This window comes from Sedimentibacter sp. zth1, assembly GCF_017352195.1.
Lineage (GTDB): Bacteria > Bacillota > Clostridia > Tissierellales > Sedimentibacteraceae > UBA1535.
Genome location: NZ_CP071445.1, coordinates 2,442,508 through 2,458,643, shown reverse-complemented (window position 1 = coordinate 2,458,643; position 16,136 = coordinate 2,442,508). Strand labels below are relative to the sequence as shown.

Here is a 16,136-nt window from a genome sequence, read left to right as displayed (position 1 = left end):
TTACACTCTCCTTTGTCTACTAAGCATTAGCCATATAACTACTGGTGCTCCAAAAACTGCTGTAACTGTACCTATTGCTAAATCCACCGGTGCAAATGCACTTCTTGCTATTAAATCACAAAACATACAAAATACTGCACCGCATAAAAAAGATGCTGGTATGATAACAATTGGCTTAGTAGTTTTACACATCATTTTGGTTATATGTGGAACTGCTATTCCTACAAATGATATAGGACCGGCAAATGCTGTAACACATGCTGACATAATACTTGATAATATAATTAGTATAACCCTTAAACTTTTTATGTTAATACCTATGCTTTGAGCATAGCCCTCTCCTAATTGGAACGCACCAATTGGCTTTGAATATATCATTGCTAATATCAATGATATTGCTACTACTATAGATGCTACTTTTAAATTGTCCCAATTCATTCCCGAAAAGCTACCCATAGCCCAATGAGTTAAATTAGCTATATCTGATTCTACTGCAAACGTTATAAAAAAATTAGTTACAGCAGAACAAATATATCCAATCATTATTCCAACAACTAAAAGCATTGACATGTTCCGAACCTTTTTAGAAAAAAGTAGTACAAAAAGCATTGACAGCATAGAACCAGCAAATGATGCTACTACTGTCATTGTAAGAGAAATACTATTTACATACTGAAGCATTATAAGCATAACAAAACCTACAAACATTTTTGCTCCCGAAGAAATTCCAAGCACAAATGGTCCTGCAATTGGATTTCTGAAAAATGTTTGTAGCATAAATCCTGAAACAGATAAAGCACCCCCAAGAACTGCTGCTCCGAGCAGTCTTGGGAGTCTTATACTCCATATTATTTTACTTTCAATTGAACCTTCATTAGCACGAAACAATATAATTTTAACTATTTCTGATGGTGATATATTTACACTTCCTGTGTTAACATTCATAACTATTGCAACAAAAAATAATATAGCTAAAAGTATAAATACTATCTGATAACGTACAACTGATTTCATATTGTCAACCTATTGCAATCTAAATAAATATGTTAATTCATTTACAGAATTATCATCTATTGATAGCATTTCATTTATATCTTTAATCATATAACCTAACACATTTGAAATTTGGAAGTAATTTGGTGTTGTACACCATACGTTTCCTTCTTTTACAGCTTTAAAGTCACTAAACAATTCATTTTTTGCTATAAAATCATCTACTGTTTCTGGTTTTCCGCCTAAACTCCAAATATATATAATATTGTCTGCATCTTTTGCTGTTGCATAAAATTCTTCAAATTCCATCTTTTGAGCTCCAGTTTTATCTGGTTCCATATCAGCAAATATATATTTACCTCCTGCTAACTCAACCATTTTTGCCATATAATCTCCACCCCTACGAGCATAAAGAGTTCCCTTTGAAGTTATATAGAAAACTGCTGTTGTTTCAGGATCTTCTGTTTCTAAATCTAAATTTTCAACATATGCAACTTGTTCTTTGAAATGTTTTTCAGCTATTTCTTCGCAATCTAATAATGCACCATATAATTTTACCCATTCTACTCTTGCCATTGGATGCTCTTCATATGTAGCTTGGTCTAGTAAATATGGTATTTTTAATTCATCTAATTTTTCTGCAACCTCTGGCACTCTTAAAAGCATTGTTGAAAATACTGCAAATGGAGGTTGTTTAGCTGTTATCATTTCATAGTCTGGTGCTTTATACGAACCAATGTATTCAATTTTGCCATCATCAATTGCTTTTCCAATTTCATCTATGTACCAAGACGATCTTTTTGTAGTAACTAAAGATACTTTGTCTAATTTATCAAGACCATTTATAAGTGACATAGTTGGTGTAGATGATATCAACATATTATCTAAAGGCATTTGTAATGTTACAACACCTTCTTCTATATCTGCTGGCACATTCATACCCTCTGGTATAGTTAAAAACTGTCTTCCATCACAAACCTTTATAAGCTTGTAACCACCCTTATAGTAATCTACTGAAAAGTTTTTAGCATAAACTAGTTCCATCGAATGATCAAAAACTAATTTTCCATTATAATCTTCTTCTTTTCCATCATTATTAGTTTTAGAATTATTGTTTTCATTACTTACATTATTTGATGCATCGTTATTTGCATCCTCATTTTTAGTGCATCCTGTAAATGCTACCAATAGTAGTGTTATTAACAAAAATACTACTGCTAATTTTAAACTTTTTTTCTTCATTTTAATCTCCTTATGTATTATAGTTTAATATTATCAGTTTAAATTCCCATTGAGTAAGGATAAAAATAAAAAAACTTCTATTTCAAAAGAAATGGAAGTTCAAATGTATCTGTTATATTTTGTACATACTAAAAAATATTAATATTTACAATAACGGACCTTTCTTCCCTCTTCCCGGAATACTTAAAACCGACAAAACATGGTAGGTCTCCTGACTTATGATATAGATACTAATGTATCACTAAAGAGTGCCTTCTCAGGTTTTTAACCCAATGACTTATTACTCTTTTTTCGTCAATTACAGTAGTGGAAGCTGCTTCGGAATCTAACCGAATTCCCTTAAATATTAAAGATGTCGTTCTTTAAAAAACCATATTTTATTTTTTATTTATTTACTGAATGAATATACCACAAAAACATTTTTATGTCAATATATCTATCTTTTGTTTGAGTTATACCCCCTTGGAGTAACCATTTTACCATTAATTACTTTAGTTTGACTATTTCCTACAAAAACAGTTGTAAACATATCTACATTAACATTTCTTAGCTCTTTCAATGATACAATTGTGCTTTTCTCTCCATCTCTACCAATATTTTTAACAAATCCACACACTGTTTCTTCCGATTTATATTTTAACATAATATCACATGCCTCTTGCAAGTAGCTTGATCTTTTTTTGCTTGATGGATTATAAATACAAATAACAAAATCAGCAATTGAAGCACATTCTATTCTTTTATATATTAGTTGTTTAGGAGTAAGTAAATCGCTCAGGCTAATTACAGCAAAATCATGCGTCAAAGGTGCTCCCAAAACAGCTCCTCCACTTAGCGCAGCTGTTACTCCTGATATAACTTCTATATCAATATCACCCTTTTCTCCTACAAGCTCATATATCAAGCTTGCCATACCATAAACACCACTATCACCACTACATACCATGGAAACTATGTTGTTTTCTTCAGCCTTTTCTATAGCCCACCTACATCTATCTATTTCCTTCATCATTGGAGTTTCATAAAATTGTTTATGACCAAAATATGGTTTCAATAAACCTGTATAAACAGTATATCCAACTATAATATCACTATTTTCCAATGCATCTTTTGCCTGAATAGTCATGTTTTCATAACCACCCGCTCCAAAACCTACAACATATAATTTCATTGCTTATCTCCTATTTTATTAAAATAAAAAAAGCTATAACCTAAAAGTTATAGCTTGTATATTTACGGTAAATATTAGCATATTGTTTATACAAAGTCAACATTAGTGGAAAGCTAGATACCTCTTTTGTCAAAAGCTGCAAAATATATAGATGCTAAAAGTCCACCCATTACATCTGTTATTAAGTCACTCATAGTATCATTAACTAATGTCGTAGCAACACGTTGAGTATCAATAGAAAGTATATTGTCTACTGCAAATTCATATATCTCCCAAACTACCCCTCCAATACATGCGAATCCAAGTAAAAAGAAAAATCTAATAGTAGGATTTGTTTTTTTACCTTTTAAGAGACTGTTTAATAATGAATTACCTACAATAGCAAGTATAATTCCTGAAAATACATGCATCAATAAATCCCACCATGAAATAACATCATAAAAATTAAACATTACTCCAATAACCACTGCAAATATACAGAAAATGCTATATAGGGAAACTAAGTCATCACTAATAACTTTTCTATTTCTATTTATGTAATCTATGATATATGTAGATAAAAATATTGCAAGACCACCCGCTATGCCAATCCAATTTCTAATAATCAAGCTATAGATAAAAGCAATTCCAATTCCTATCCTTAAAGCCCACTTTGAATAATAAGCAAAATTTTTCATACGCCCTCCTAAATATTGTTATTTTATCTTTAGTATTACATTTTTGTTCTTATTTTATTCATATTTATATTATGCAATAATTAATAATATAAATATATTATAATTTTATTAAATTTATATTAATATTAAATTACTCTTGACTAATTTGTTTACTTTTGCTATTCTAAATGAGTGTTTGATGGGAATGAAGTTCTCCCTTGGAATATCCAAAACTGCTTAACCGCTGATGACTTCTGCAATTATTATTGTAGAAATTATCAGCTTTTTTTATATACTAGGAGTTGCGTAGCAACTTTTTTATATAATTTCACAATAAAACATATACTATATTAGACAAAGGAGAATTTAAATGCTTTACAGTTTAGCTTTGATTTTTTTACTCGGTTTAATTTTTTCAGCTTTATTTAAGAAAATTAATCTTCCTAGTTTGCTTGGAATGATTTTGGTAGGTATACTGATTGGTCCTTATGGCTTTAACTTGTTGGATAATTCTATACTTTCTATATCTGCACAACTTAGAAAATTTGCTTTGATAATTATTCTTACTCGTGCAGGTTTAACCTTAAATATCTCAGATTTAAAAAAGGTAGGTAGGCCAGCAATTCTAATGTCTTTTTTACCTGCTTCTTTTGAAATTTTAGGTATAATTATAATTGCCCCTATACTCTTGGGCGTAGAGTTAAAAGAGGCAGCCCTGATAGGTACTGTTGTTGCTGCAGTTTCTCCAGCAGTTGTTGTTCCAAGGATGATAAAATTTATTGACACCCGTTGGGGAACAAATAAAAGTATACCTCAACTAATCATTGCTAGTTCTTCAATGGATGATGTGTTTGTTATTGTTTTATTTACTGCTCTTTCTTCAATAGTAGGAGGCAAAGCTGTTAGTGCTAGTGTCCTTTTTCAAATACCTATCTCAATAGCACTTGGCATAGTATTAGGAATAGTAGCAGGATTTATTCTTTATTCATTGTTCAAAAAAATAAATATGAACGAAATAGTGAAAGTGCTTATTGTACTAAGCGTTTCATTTCTACTTGTAGAGTTAGAAAACAGATTAAATGGTATTGTTCCAGTTTCAGGACTATTAGCTATAATGAGTATGGGTATAACAATTAATTACAAGCAACCAATACTCTCAAAAAAACTATGCTCACAATACAATAACCTATGGATAGCTGGTCAAATACTTCTATTTGTCCTTGTAGGCGCATGTGTAAATGTAAAATATGCTATGTCAGCAAGCTTTTATGGAATAATCATCGTATTATTTGCACTTGTATTTAGGATTGTTGGAGTTTCTTTATGTCTAATTAAAACTAATTTAACTTTTAAAGAACGTGTATTTTGTATGATTGCATATACACCTAAAGCTACAGTGCAAGCTGCAATTGGTGCTGTTCCACTAGCTATGGGACTAGATTGTGGGCAAATTGTATTAACTATGGCTGTAATTTCTATTCTAATAACAGCGCCACTTGGTGCAATAGCTATTGATAAGAGCTATAAAAAACTACTTACCAAGTAAAAGATAAATACAAAAAAGCAAACTAAGTAGTTAAGTTAGTTTGCTTTTTAGAATATCTATTTCAAAAATATTTACTATACATAATACTGTGCCTGTGCCATATACATTTCTTCATAAAGTCCATGCTCATTAACTAATTCATCATGATTGCCGTATTCAACTATTTCTCCGTTCTTAAATACTGCTATGTTATCACAAAACTTACAGCTAGATAATCTGTGAGAAATATATATTGCTGTCTTTCCACCAACTAGCTCATTAAACTTGCTATATATCTCAAATTCTGCAAATGGATCTAAAGCTGCTGTCGGTTCATCCAGTACAACAATTGGAGCATTTTTATATATTGCTCTTGCTATAGCAAGCTTCTGTGACTGTCCGCCTGAGAGCTCTATTCCAGACTTATCAAATATCTTATAAACAGTAGTGTATATACCTTTGCTCAATTTATTTAAGTCATTGCCCAAACCAGCTTTTTCTATAACGCCTTTTATTTCTTTATCATCTATGTTATCCCAACCTAATAATCCTACATTTTCCTTCAATGTAAAAGCAAAAAGCTTAAAATCTTGAAATACAACAGATAATAGGTCCATGTATTCATCGTAATCATATTTTTGTATATTTACGCCATTTAGTAAAATTTCTCCTTCAGTTACTTCATATAATCTGCATAGAAGCTTAATAAATGTTGTTTTACCAGCTCCATTTAGACCTACAACTGAAAGTTTTTCTTCTGGTTTTATTGTAATATTGATGTTTTTTAATGTATAATTTTTACTCCTTGGATATTTAAAACCAACATTTTTAAATTCTATAGTAAAATCACTTATACTTTTTGTTGCTTCTTCACCTATGCTTTTTTTTGATTTCAAACCTTCAAATTCTAAATATAGCTCCAGATATCTACACTTTTGAGATATACCAACATAACAGCTTAAACAATCAGCAATGGCTGTACTAAAATTTAAAGTTGTATTTGCATACATTGTAAAGTTGCCTATTCCTAATCCTGTTAATAGCCTGTATACCAAATAGCCATATGTTCCAAATGTCTGTAACTGAAAATTCACTTTATTCATTCCTTCGTACTTACCTATTTTTATATTGCCTTTATTAAATACATTAAGTAGTTTATCATTATATTTTAATAATTTATTGACTATTAAAGGGCTCATATTATATAGTCTGACATCTTTTCCTAAAGCAAAATCATCTCCTATGTTATAAAGGTACACATATTCTCTATTAAATATTATAATATCCTGATTCATTTTGTATTGAGTCTTCTGAATTCTGTTAAAAATATATGTATTAAATAAAACCATAACTATTATAAATATAACTAAAATTGGACTTAATGTAATAAGAACAGCACCTAACGTAATAATACTTATACACTGAGTAAAAAGTTTCATAATATCCTGAACCATAAATTGAATAGTACCCTGATCTCTTACAGGAAATACTGCTAATTCTTTTAGGTTCAAAACTTCCGGATCTTCAATCTGCTCAAAATCTAAGTTCATTACCTTTTTACCAATCAACAAATCAAATCCATTAGATATCTCTAAATCCTTTACAGCAATAAACTTTGCAAAACATCTATTTATAATATTTAAAATAAGATTACTAACCACCGTAATAGCAACAAGCATAACAAGAAAATCTATTCTCATATCCATCAATAACTCATCTATAATAAACTTAGGCATTATTATATTGACAAGAGGAGTAAGTGCCTTAAATAAAGCTGCTGTAATCAATGTCGGAACATAGCTCTTATTAATTTTTTGTGTTAGCTTTAAAAAATGTATTATTATTTTGAGATCTTTTCTAAAGCTTTTTGAACTATCTTTTTTCATTATGCTTCCTCCTTTGCAACATCTTCTCTATAATATCGTGCTTGTATATCAAACATTTCTCTATAACGTCCATTCTTTTCTAATAGTTCCTCGTGAGTACCATATTCTTTAACCTCACCATTTTCAAAGAACGCAATTACATCGCAAAATCTAGTACTTGCAAGTCTATGAGATACATATATAGCTGTTTTATCTCCAACAAAATCATTGAATCTCATATAAGTCTTATACTCAGAAATTGCATCTAATGCTGCAGTTGGTTCATCTAATACAACAATTCCACCATTCTTGTATAGGGCTCTTGCAAGAGCAAGCTTTTGATTTTCTCCCCCTGATAGTTCAATACCTTCACTGTCCAAAAATTTTAATAGACTTGTATCTATACCTTTTTCTAAAGAATTAACTTTCTCTAAAACATCCGCTCTATCAATAGATTCTACAACCTTTTTTCTGTCAATTTTTTCTTTACTTGTTAAGGCTACATTCTCGCTTATAGAAAAAGCAAACATTTTAATGTCTTGAAACACAGGTGAAAACAACTTATAATACTCTTCCTTATTAAATTTTTGTATGTTTATTCCGTTAAGTAATATTTCACCCTCTGTTGGCTCATAAAGTCTGCATAGCAATTTAACAAAGGTTGTCTTTCCTGCTCCATTAACACCTACAATTGCAAGTCTTTGACCTTCTCTTATTTTTAAGGACAAATTCTTATATATATACCTGTCGCTATTAGGATATTTAAAAGCCACATTTTTGAATTCAATTTCATACGATCCCTGCATTGGAACTTCTTCATAAGATTTACCATTGCTATCATCACCTAAACTCATAAAATGCAAATAATTGCTAACATACATATTATGCTCTTTTATAAATGCTATATCATTCATTATACTTTGCATCCAAACAGCAAATCCTGCTATAGTAGTAAAATACATAATAAAATTATCAATTGACATATCTTTAACGACTATAACTCTATAAATCAGATATGCATAAATAATTCCCTCTCTAATAAGTAACAAAAATGCATCAACCAATGATACTTTCAAATGCTTATTAGCAATTTCTTTACTTATAATCACATTTTTATTTGTAAAACGCACAAATTTTTCTACAAGCCATTTTTGAATTTTATATATTCTGATATCTTTTCCATACGCAAAGTCAGACATAGCTTTGTAAATATATTCCTGTTTTCTACGATTATCTGTTTTTTCATCAAGCCTGCTATACTCATACTTCCTAGCCAAAACTGTAAGCTTGTACACAACAAGTACATTCGCCAATAAATATAATAATACCCAAGGACTTAAAGTCAATACTATAGCAATGTATCCACCAAATGCCAAAATACGTCCCAACAAATTAAAGACCTTAGTATATACAGCTGTAAATCCTCTCTCTGAACTTCCAACAGCATAATCTGCATTGTGATATTCAGTTAATACATCTCTATCTTCAGTAAATTTAAAATCCATTTTCATGCACTTTTCTTGTATTTTTACGCATAATCCCTGCTTTATCTTTAATAATTTATTTATTTTAATAGCATTAAGATATGATGAAACATAATAACCTGTTGCAGACAATAATATAAACGCCCCAAGAATATACATAAAAGTTTCTGTTCTTTTTAATCCTAAATACTCTTTTACCAAAAGCTTAGGTGTAAATATACCTAAGAAAGGTAAAATTGAGGTAATAACAGTATAGATAATAAAACATAATATTAGTTTTCTATCACTGTTCCACACTTCCATAAAATAATACTTAAAATTCGAAGTATTATTTTTCTTACTTTTACATTTCATTTGTTACCCCCTAAACTAGTATAATATTTTATACTTTACTTAGAATACTGTTTATTTAACATACTCTTTTTCAGTTTCAAATAATGTATTTTTAAACGTTATTATACCAGCAAACATTATTATAGCTGAGATTGTTACACACAACCACACCGGTATAGTATCATATAAAAAACCAAAAAACATCATACCCATAGGAATTATACTCATAGTACCCGTAGTCATAACAGTATTAACTCTTCCAAGCTTATCTAAAGAAACATTTTTCTGTACTACCACTCCTACTGATATATTTATGATTCCAAGAATAACACCTACTACAAAGCATATTGACAAAATCAATATAAAAGGAACCATATTACTACAAAACATACTTCTAAAACTTTCTGTAGAAATAATGGCTATAAATAAACTTAAAATGCAAATAAAAAATATATTATAGAACACTATTTTCCCAATAGAAATCTTCTTAGAAATATAGCCACACAATATTGGAGCTATAAACATAGAAACAACAAGAACTGTCTGCATAACTCCATATTGAAAGTCACTTATTTTTAGAACCTCTTTGCATATAAACACTATTCCTATATTAAACAAAGGATTAAATGCAAAATTAACAATTATTACAATTGAAATAAATACCACAATTATTTTAGTATTTTTAATATACCGTATTCCCTCTACAAAATCTCTTTTAAAAGCCTTAAAGCTTATTTTATTAGGCATTTTATTATAATTAGGAATGCGAATAAATACTTCACTTGTTGCTGATAACATAAAACTAATTGAATTTACCCAAAAAATAATTAACATGCCATTCATACCCATTAGAATTCCCGCTATCATTGGAGCAACTAAAGATCCAATACTCATTACAATAGAATTAATACCATTTGCATCTATCAAGTGATCCTTTTTAACTATACTAGGAATAACAGTTGATATCGCAGGTTGAAATACTACAGATGTTAACGATAATATAAATACTAAAAAATATATACTAGTCATAGTTAATTCTCCAGTGAAATTAAATAATATCGCATATATACCTATAATTACTCCATTTAAAAAATCAAAGCATACAATAATCTTCTTACGATCTAGCCAATCTGTAAACACTCCCGCTATTGGACCTAATATTAGCTTAGGAATAATTGTAATTGATAGGACGGAAGCAAATTTAGTTGCCGAACCTGTGATTTTGAGTACATATAGAGACAAAGCAAAACTTTGCATATCACTTCCTATTAATGAAACTAATTTTCCTAACATTAAAAGCAGAAAATCTTTATCCTTTAATAAAACAATTTTCATTTTGCACTCCTCTGTAAAAAATCATATGGTTTTTAATTATAATATACACTCTTTATCAATTAAATTATTTTTCATATTTGAATATATTTCTAATTTAAGCAACTCACTAATTGTTATACCTAATTTATCTTTTTTAGCACATTTCTTATTTCCCTTAAATCTGGATACCGGACATCCTCCCAAGCATAATGGTAAATCATCACATTCTAAACATTCATCATCATCTAGAGGACTTGATTGTCGAAAATTATAGTAATCACTTTTATTGGTTACATTAATGTTTCCATTTTTTGTAATTTCACCGAACTTTATATTTGAATCATATCCAATCTGACACGGTCCTATTTCACCATTTGGCTGAATTGTAAACGAATTTATAAAACCAGCTTCACAAAATTGTAATTGTTTATGAAAATATTTAAATATGTAACCTTTATCTATTGCCATTTTATACATTTCAAATAGCTTTATTGGTTCTACTGTTTGAAACAAGTTAGATATATGAACCATAACTTTTTTTCTTTTTTCATATGGAATAGCATCCAGTAATGCATAAACAGAATCCTTATTGTCCTCATCAATATTTATTCGCAATACAATATTGATATTTTTATCTAGTGCATTTATTATATTGCTTAAAATAGTTTTGTATGTACCAGAACCATTTGCTAATATTCTTTTTTTATCGTGGTGCTCTTCATCACCATCAACGGTAATTTGCAATCTTTTTATGTTATATTTATTTAATTCATCTAAAACATTATCGGACAATAGAAATCCATTTGTTGTTATTGTAATTGTATATTCACAGCCATTAGCATTACAAATTTCTTTTAATTTTCTATTTATTTTATTAATTGTTTTTAAAGCAATTGTTGGCTCTCCACCAAACCATGAAACTTGTACACAACCAATTAGTTTACTCATCTTTTCTACGAATTTAATTATGTTATCTTCAGTTTCTTCACTCATATATGTATTTTTATGTTCTTCTATACAATATGGACATCTAAAATTACAATCCATAGTTGGAGAAATAACTAATAACAACTTTCGATCCTGATATTTAGTTTTATTAATTAAGTATGATAACTTATTAGTTTCATCTTCCTTATCACCAATAATTATTCCAGCTTTTCCTAACTTTAATAAAATATTTGCATTTTCAATTTCAAAGTTACTGCTACTAATATTAGTTATAATATTAGTTACTAGCTCTTCCTTATCACTTGAATATATAACATATTTTTTCGATAACTTGTTAAAAATTATAATATGATTATCAAAGTTTACTTTTAAATTATAATTAGATATTTTCATAGTAAATTTCTCCTTAATTTTTATAATAATTACTAGTGCTATAATTTTATATTTAGTATTGTATTACTAATACAAATATCAGGAATATGCATTCCTGATATTTGCTTGGATATTAGTTTGTTCTGCTGTCTCCTATTGGTTCTAATTGTGAAGTACAGCATTGCAATGCTGATCCATTACTTGCTGCAAATTCTTCATCCACAAATAAATCCAAATTCTCTTCCTGTATTGCTTTTGCCAATTCATCAGATGTAATAACAAGCTTTCCATCTTCAACGCAATACATTTTTTTCTCTAATGCAACCAATTTCTTTTCGTTTCCCATAACTAACTCCTCCTAAAAATTAATATAATTCACACATAATAAATATGTAGAATTTTATAAGAAATAATTTTGAAAATATATTAGCCACCACTACTTCCATTACCTGTTATTTCCCAACCTATTCCCGGTCGCTCATCCTCATCAGTTACATTAAATGATTCTTCAGTTACCTCTATTTTTAGGCTTTTATCTTGTTCTTCAAGTCTCTTTTCATTTTTCTTATTTTTATCGTTCAATATTATCCCCCCCTTCCTAATATTATTCTATTTTATATGGTGCCAAGACACTAATAAATCCATATGTGTCATCAACACTCAAATCCTCTAAAGATTGATATTTTTCAAATAATGCATCCAACTCTTTTTTAAATTCAGCTATTTTTTCCTCATCTGCCTTGATAAAGTAAGCTTTTATCTTATGAGGTTTATCTTGAAATTTATTTATATTCTTTATTACATCTTTAGTCAATGATGAGAATTGCAAAGCTAAAAGTTCTATGTCTTTTTTATCATCTATAATTGCATTGCTTTCTTTCAAATAATTTATTATTTGAATATCTGTTGATACAAGTTCATAGCATTTTTCTATTTTCCCCTCAACTACTTTTGAATTCTTAACTTTAACTAATTTAGCATCAATTAACCTTTTGATATATAACTGTACAGAAAAACTTGGTACATTAAGCTCTTTCGAAATATCTTTTATAGATTTAGAACCAGCTAGTAAAGAAAGTAGTATATCAAAGGCTTTTCCTTTTAACAAATCTTCTTTTAAAACATCTTTTTCATCCACTAAATCCATTTTATATATACAAGGAATATCAGGCATTTTTAAACCTCCTTTACCTAAATTTTTAACAGTTCAATTGATTTATCTATACTAAAATTACCTATACCAGCAAACCCCATTTTTTCATTTAGAAATATTTCATTTGCTAAATTATTTAGGTCTTCTTTATTTATTTTTTTTATGTTTCTAACTTCTTGCTCTAAAGAAAATAAATGGTTATAAGATGTACATCTACCCAAAAACTTTAATTGAGAAAGAATATTATCTAAATCCAGCATTGTCCTAGTCTCTAATATTTTTTTTGCTCTGTCTATTTCTTCATCATTAAAACCGTTTTGCTTTATATTAATAATTTCATCAGATATTATTGAAACAACTTCATATACTAAGTCATGAGCACATACAACTGTAAAACCTAATGCACCTCTATGTTCGTAGCTGTTTGTAAATGCTCCCAAATTATATGCAAGACCTCTTTTTGTCCTAATTTCCTTTACAAGTCTAGATTCAAAACCTGGCTCACCTATAATTTTAGATATTATATCAATTTTTTTTCTATCTTTACTGTTAAAAGCACCTGTTCTAAATCCTACTGAAATTACTGAACTTTGACCACCTGCTATTTCATTAAAAAATATACCAGGCTCACTATCAACAACTTCACTATAGTCACGAGTGTATTCATCATCCCATGAAGAAAAATATTTTTCGACTATACGCAAGACTGCATCATATTCAATTCCTCCAATTATAACTATAGTAGAATTTTCAGGTGTATAGCTATTTTTCATAATATAATTTAATTGATCACTATTAGCCTGTTTAATGTTATCTATAACTCCTACTATAGTTCTTCCTACGTCCATATTTCCATAAAGTGCTTGACTCGTTCTTTCCCTTATCTGGTTAAACGAAGAGTAAAACGATATAGTTTCTTGTGCAACAACTTTCTTTTCATTTTCTAATAATTCTTCTGAAAAATTTTTATTATGCATTACCATCTCAGCTAATGTAGCAATACATTTTTCTAGGTTTTTATTTAAACCTGTAAAATAAAAATTAGTATTTTCTTTAGTAGTACCCGCATTATGTACTACTCCTTCATCATTTAATTCTCTTATTAATTTTTGGAATTCTGGATTATTATGATTGTTTACATTTATTATCAAATGTTCTACTAGATGAGATAGTCCATTTGTCTGGTCGTCTTCGTGCTTGCTGCCCTGTTTGACCCAAACGCCACAAGCAACTGTTTTAGAATAGGGAATTTTATGCATTACTACTCTTAATCCATTTTCCAAGTAAACGTTTAATATATCATACATATTTTCACCTACTTGTATTTTTAAGAATTAGTTTGCTAAATAGTAGCTTAATCTACACTAAGTGTCAACTGATTGTACTTACTTAATTATTTATATATTCATCTTCACCATCAGGATCAGTACTCTCTGTCTGTATTAAATCATTTGAATTATTATCTAGTATATTTGCTATTTTGCTATTAGCAGTCAATATTACCATACACATTAAAATTACAATAACTTTTTTAAATTTTATCATAAACTACATCTCCTTATATTTTTATTTACATTTATATGTAAGTTTGTTATATTATATATGTTAAATTAAATAAAATTAAATGTCAATACTTTTCATTTACCTTTTTTCGAATATTTATTTAGTAAGTAAAATTTTGTCATTTTATAGAATTTCAAGGGAGATAATTTATGAATATAGAAGTAATGACCTCTGGAGACAAATTAAAAAAAATAAGAAAAAAATATGGTATAAAACAATATGAAATTAGCAGAAATGATATATCTAGAAATATGATATCAATGATTGAAACCAATAAAGCTAATCTTATAGAAAGCACAGCAAAAAAAATAATTAAAAACATTAGAAAAGTATGTAAAGAAAAATCTATTGAATGTGATGTATCATTAGATTATTTACTTGAAAGTGTCAATACACAAGTTGAAAGAATCGCAAATAATTTTATAACCTTAATAGATGCAAATCCAAAAAAAATTTCAGAAGAAAATTTTCAAAATTATTTATCTAAAGTAATATGTATTTTAAATAAATACAACTATAAAAAGTTTAAATCAACCATATATAAAAAGCTTGGAGATTACTACAAGAAAAGCAATGATTATTATATGGCATACTCTTATTATTTAATGTCTTTTGAAAATTTTACTGAAATGCTTAACAATATTAATCTAGTAAACTTAATTATTAGTATTAATTATTGCAGTGCAAAAATTAATAAGATGAAAGAAAGTTTAGAATTTAGCAATCTAGCTAGAATATACATGCCATCCATGCCATTAGAGCAAAACTACAAAATTTATTATAATGATGTAATAGCTTTTAAGCAGTTGAAAAACTACGATAAGTGTTTAGAAAATATTTATTGCATTGAAAATAAATTCATAGATATTTTAAATTCAAATATAACTAGAAAAACTAATGTAATGATTTTAAAAGCAAACTGCTATTGTGAACTCAAATCATATAAAAAGGCATTGCAAATTCATAAACAAACTTTATTTTTAGCAAAAGATAATATAGAAATCAAATTGCTTACGCTTGTAAATATTTTAGATATTTACAAAAAATTAAATGATACAAAAGGCCTAATAAAGAATTTAGAAATAGCAATATTATATTTAGAGAATTATTTAAAAACAGATAGCAATAAATATATTTGTGAATTTTACAATGATATTGGAGAAGCATTCTATTTTCTAAAAGAATATGATAAAAGTAAGTTTTATCTTAACAAATCACTTTTTCAGAGTATTAGATGCAATAAAATAAATATTATAAAAAATTGCTTTCATAATCTTCTAAATATATATATTTTAGAAAATAATGAAAATGAAATCAACTCACTCAAAAATCAGTTATTAGAGTTAATTTCAACAGAAATTCTACCTTACAATAGTGATTTATTATTTATTTTTATTAACCATTATAGTAATATAAAAGACGTAAATGCCGTTAATGATATAACTACTTTTATTATATCAAAAATCCCATCAAAATAATTTTCGATGGGATTTTACATATTTGTTAAAAATATTTTT

General features: G+C 28.2%; 15 protein-coding genes and 2 riboswitches. Of the genes, 2 read left to right on the top strand and 13 right to left on the bottom strand.

The features are described from left to right. From JYG23_RS11770 to JYG23_RS11755, 4 genes are all read right to left on the bottom strand, one after another. Positions 1-1,014: an iron ABC transporter permease gene (locus JYG23_RS11770; RefSeq protein WP_207235863.1), complete on the bottom strand. Its 1,014-nt coding sequence runs from the start codon at positions 1,012-1,014 to the stop codon at positions 1-3. 9 nt (positions 1,015-1,023) lie between these two features. Beyond that, entirely contained in the window at positions 1,024-2,235 is a 1,212-nt protein-coding gene (locus JYG23_RS11765) for an ABC transporter substrate-binding protein (RefSeq protein ID WP_207235862.1), read from the bottom strand. Positions 2,236-2,418: 183 nt separating this feature from the next. After that, positions 2,419-2,625: riboswitch (cobalamin riboswitch) on the bottom strand. A 46-nt stretch (positions 2,626-2,671) separates the two neighbouring features. Further along, entirely contained in the window at positions 2,672-3,406 is a 735-nt protein-coding gene (gene cobJ / locus JYG23_RS11760; protein ID WP_207235861.1) for a precorrin-3B C(17)-methyltransferase, read from the bottom strand. A gap of 113 nt (positions 3,407-3,519) precedes the next feature. Continuing rightward, positions 3,520-4,083, bottom strand: a complete 564-nt coding sequence (locus tag JYG23_RS11755; RefSeq protein WP_207235860.1) for a hypothetical protein — start codon at positions 4,081-4,083, stop codon at positions 3,520-3,522. Positions 4,084-4,254: 171 nt separating this feature from the next. Beyond that, positions 4,255-4,326, top strand: a riboswitch (Fluoride riboswitch). A gap of 106 nt (positions 4,327-4,432) precedes the next feature. Between JYG23_RS11755 and JYG23_RS11750 the strand changes: the two genes are divergently transcribed. Next, positions 4,433-5,608, top strand: a complete 1,176-nt coding sequence (locus JYG23_RS11750; RefSeq protein WP_207235859.1) for a cation:proton antiporter — start codon at positions 4,433-4,435, stop codon at positions 5,606-5,608. A 74-nt stretch (positions 5,609-5,682) separates the two neighbouring features. Here JYG23_RS11750 and JYG23_RS11745 read toward each other — a convergent pair whose 3' ends face one another. The 9 genes from JYG23_RS11745 to JYG23_RS11705 all read right to left on the bottom strand — a co-directional run bounded on the left by JYG23_RS11745 (position 5,683) and on the right by JYG23_RS11705 (position 14,601). Further along, positions 5,683-7,473, bottom strand: coding sequence for an ABC transporter ATP-binding protein (locus JYG23_RS11745; protein WP_207235858.1), 1,791 nt, complete (start codon positions 7,471-7,473; stop codon positions 5,683-5,685). After that, positions 7,473-9,290, bottom strand: a complete 1,818-nt coding sequence (locus JYG23_RS11740; protein WP_242631567.1) for an ABC transporter ATP-binding protein — start codon at positions 9,288-9,290, stop codon at positions 7,473-7,475. The genes JYG23_RS11745 and JYG23_RS11740 overlap by 1 nt, the downstream gene beginning before the upstream one ends. 51 nt (positions 9,291-9,341) lie before the next feature. Next, a complete protein-coding gene (locus JYG23_RS11735) occupies positions 9,342-10,604 on the bottom strand; it encodes an MFS transporter (RefSeq protein WP_207235857.1) in 1,263 nt (420 codons plus the stop codon). 36 nt (positions 10,605-10,640) lie between these two features. Then, positions 10,641-11,924, bottom strand: coding sequence for a radical SAM/SPASM domain-containing protein (locus tag JYG23_RS11730; RefSeq protein ID WP_207235856.1), 1,284 nt, complete (start codon positions 11,922-11,924; stop codon positions 10,641-10,643). A 112-nt stretch (positions 11,925-12,036) separates the two neighbouring features. Continuing rightward, a complete protein-coding gene (locus JYG23_RS11725; RefSeq protein WP_207235855.1) occupies positions 12,037-12,249 on the bottom strand; it encodes a hypothetical protein in 213 nt (70 codons plus the stop codon). Between the two features lie 80 nt (positions 12,250-12,329). Then, on the bottom strand, positions 12,330-12,485 hold the full coding sequence (locus tag JYG23_RS11720; protein WP_207235854.1) for a hypothetical protein: 156 nt from the start codon (positions 12,483-12,485) through the stop codon (positions 12,330-12,332). Positions 12,486-12,507: 22 nt separating this feature from the next. After that, complete coding sequence (locus tag JYG23_RS11715; protein WP_207235853.1) at positions 12,508-13,077, bottom strand: hypothetical protein; 570 nt, start codon at positions 13,075-13,077, stop codon at positions 12,508-12,510. 17 nt (positions 13,078-13,094) lie between these two features. Beyond that, positions 13,095-14,363, bottom strand: coding sequence for a pitrilysin family protein (locus JYG23_RS11710; RefSeq protein ID WP_207235852.1), 1,269 nt, complete (start codon positions 14,361-14,363; stop codon positions 13,095-13,097). An 82-nt stretch (positions 14,364-14,445) separates the two neighbouring features. After that, complete coding sequence (locus JYG23_RS11705) at positions 14,446-14,601, bottom strand: hypothetical protein (RefSeq protein ID WP_207235851.1); 156 nt, start codon at positions 14,599-14,601, stop codon at positions 14,446-14,448. A 167-nt stretch (positions 14,602-14,768) separates the two neighbouring features. Here JYG23_RS11705 and JYG23_RS11700 point away from each other — a divergent pair, with 167 nt between their 5' ends. After that, a complete protein-coding gene (locus tag JYG23_RS11700; RefSeq protein ID WP_207235850.1) occupies positions 14,769-16,097 on the top strand; it encodes a helix-turn-helix transcriptional regulator in 1,329 nt (442 codons plus the stop codon). Positions 16,098-16,136 lie beyond the last annotated feature (39 nt).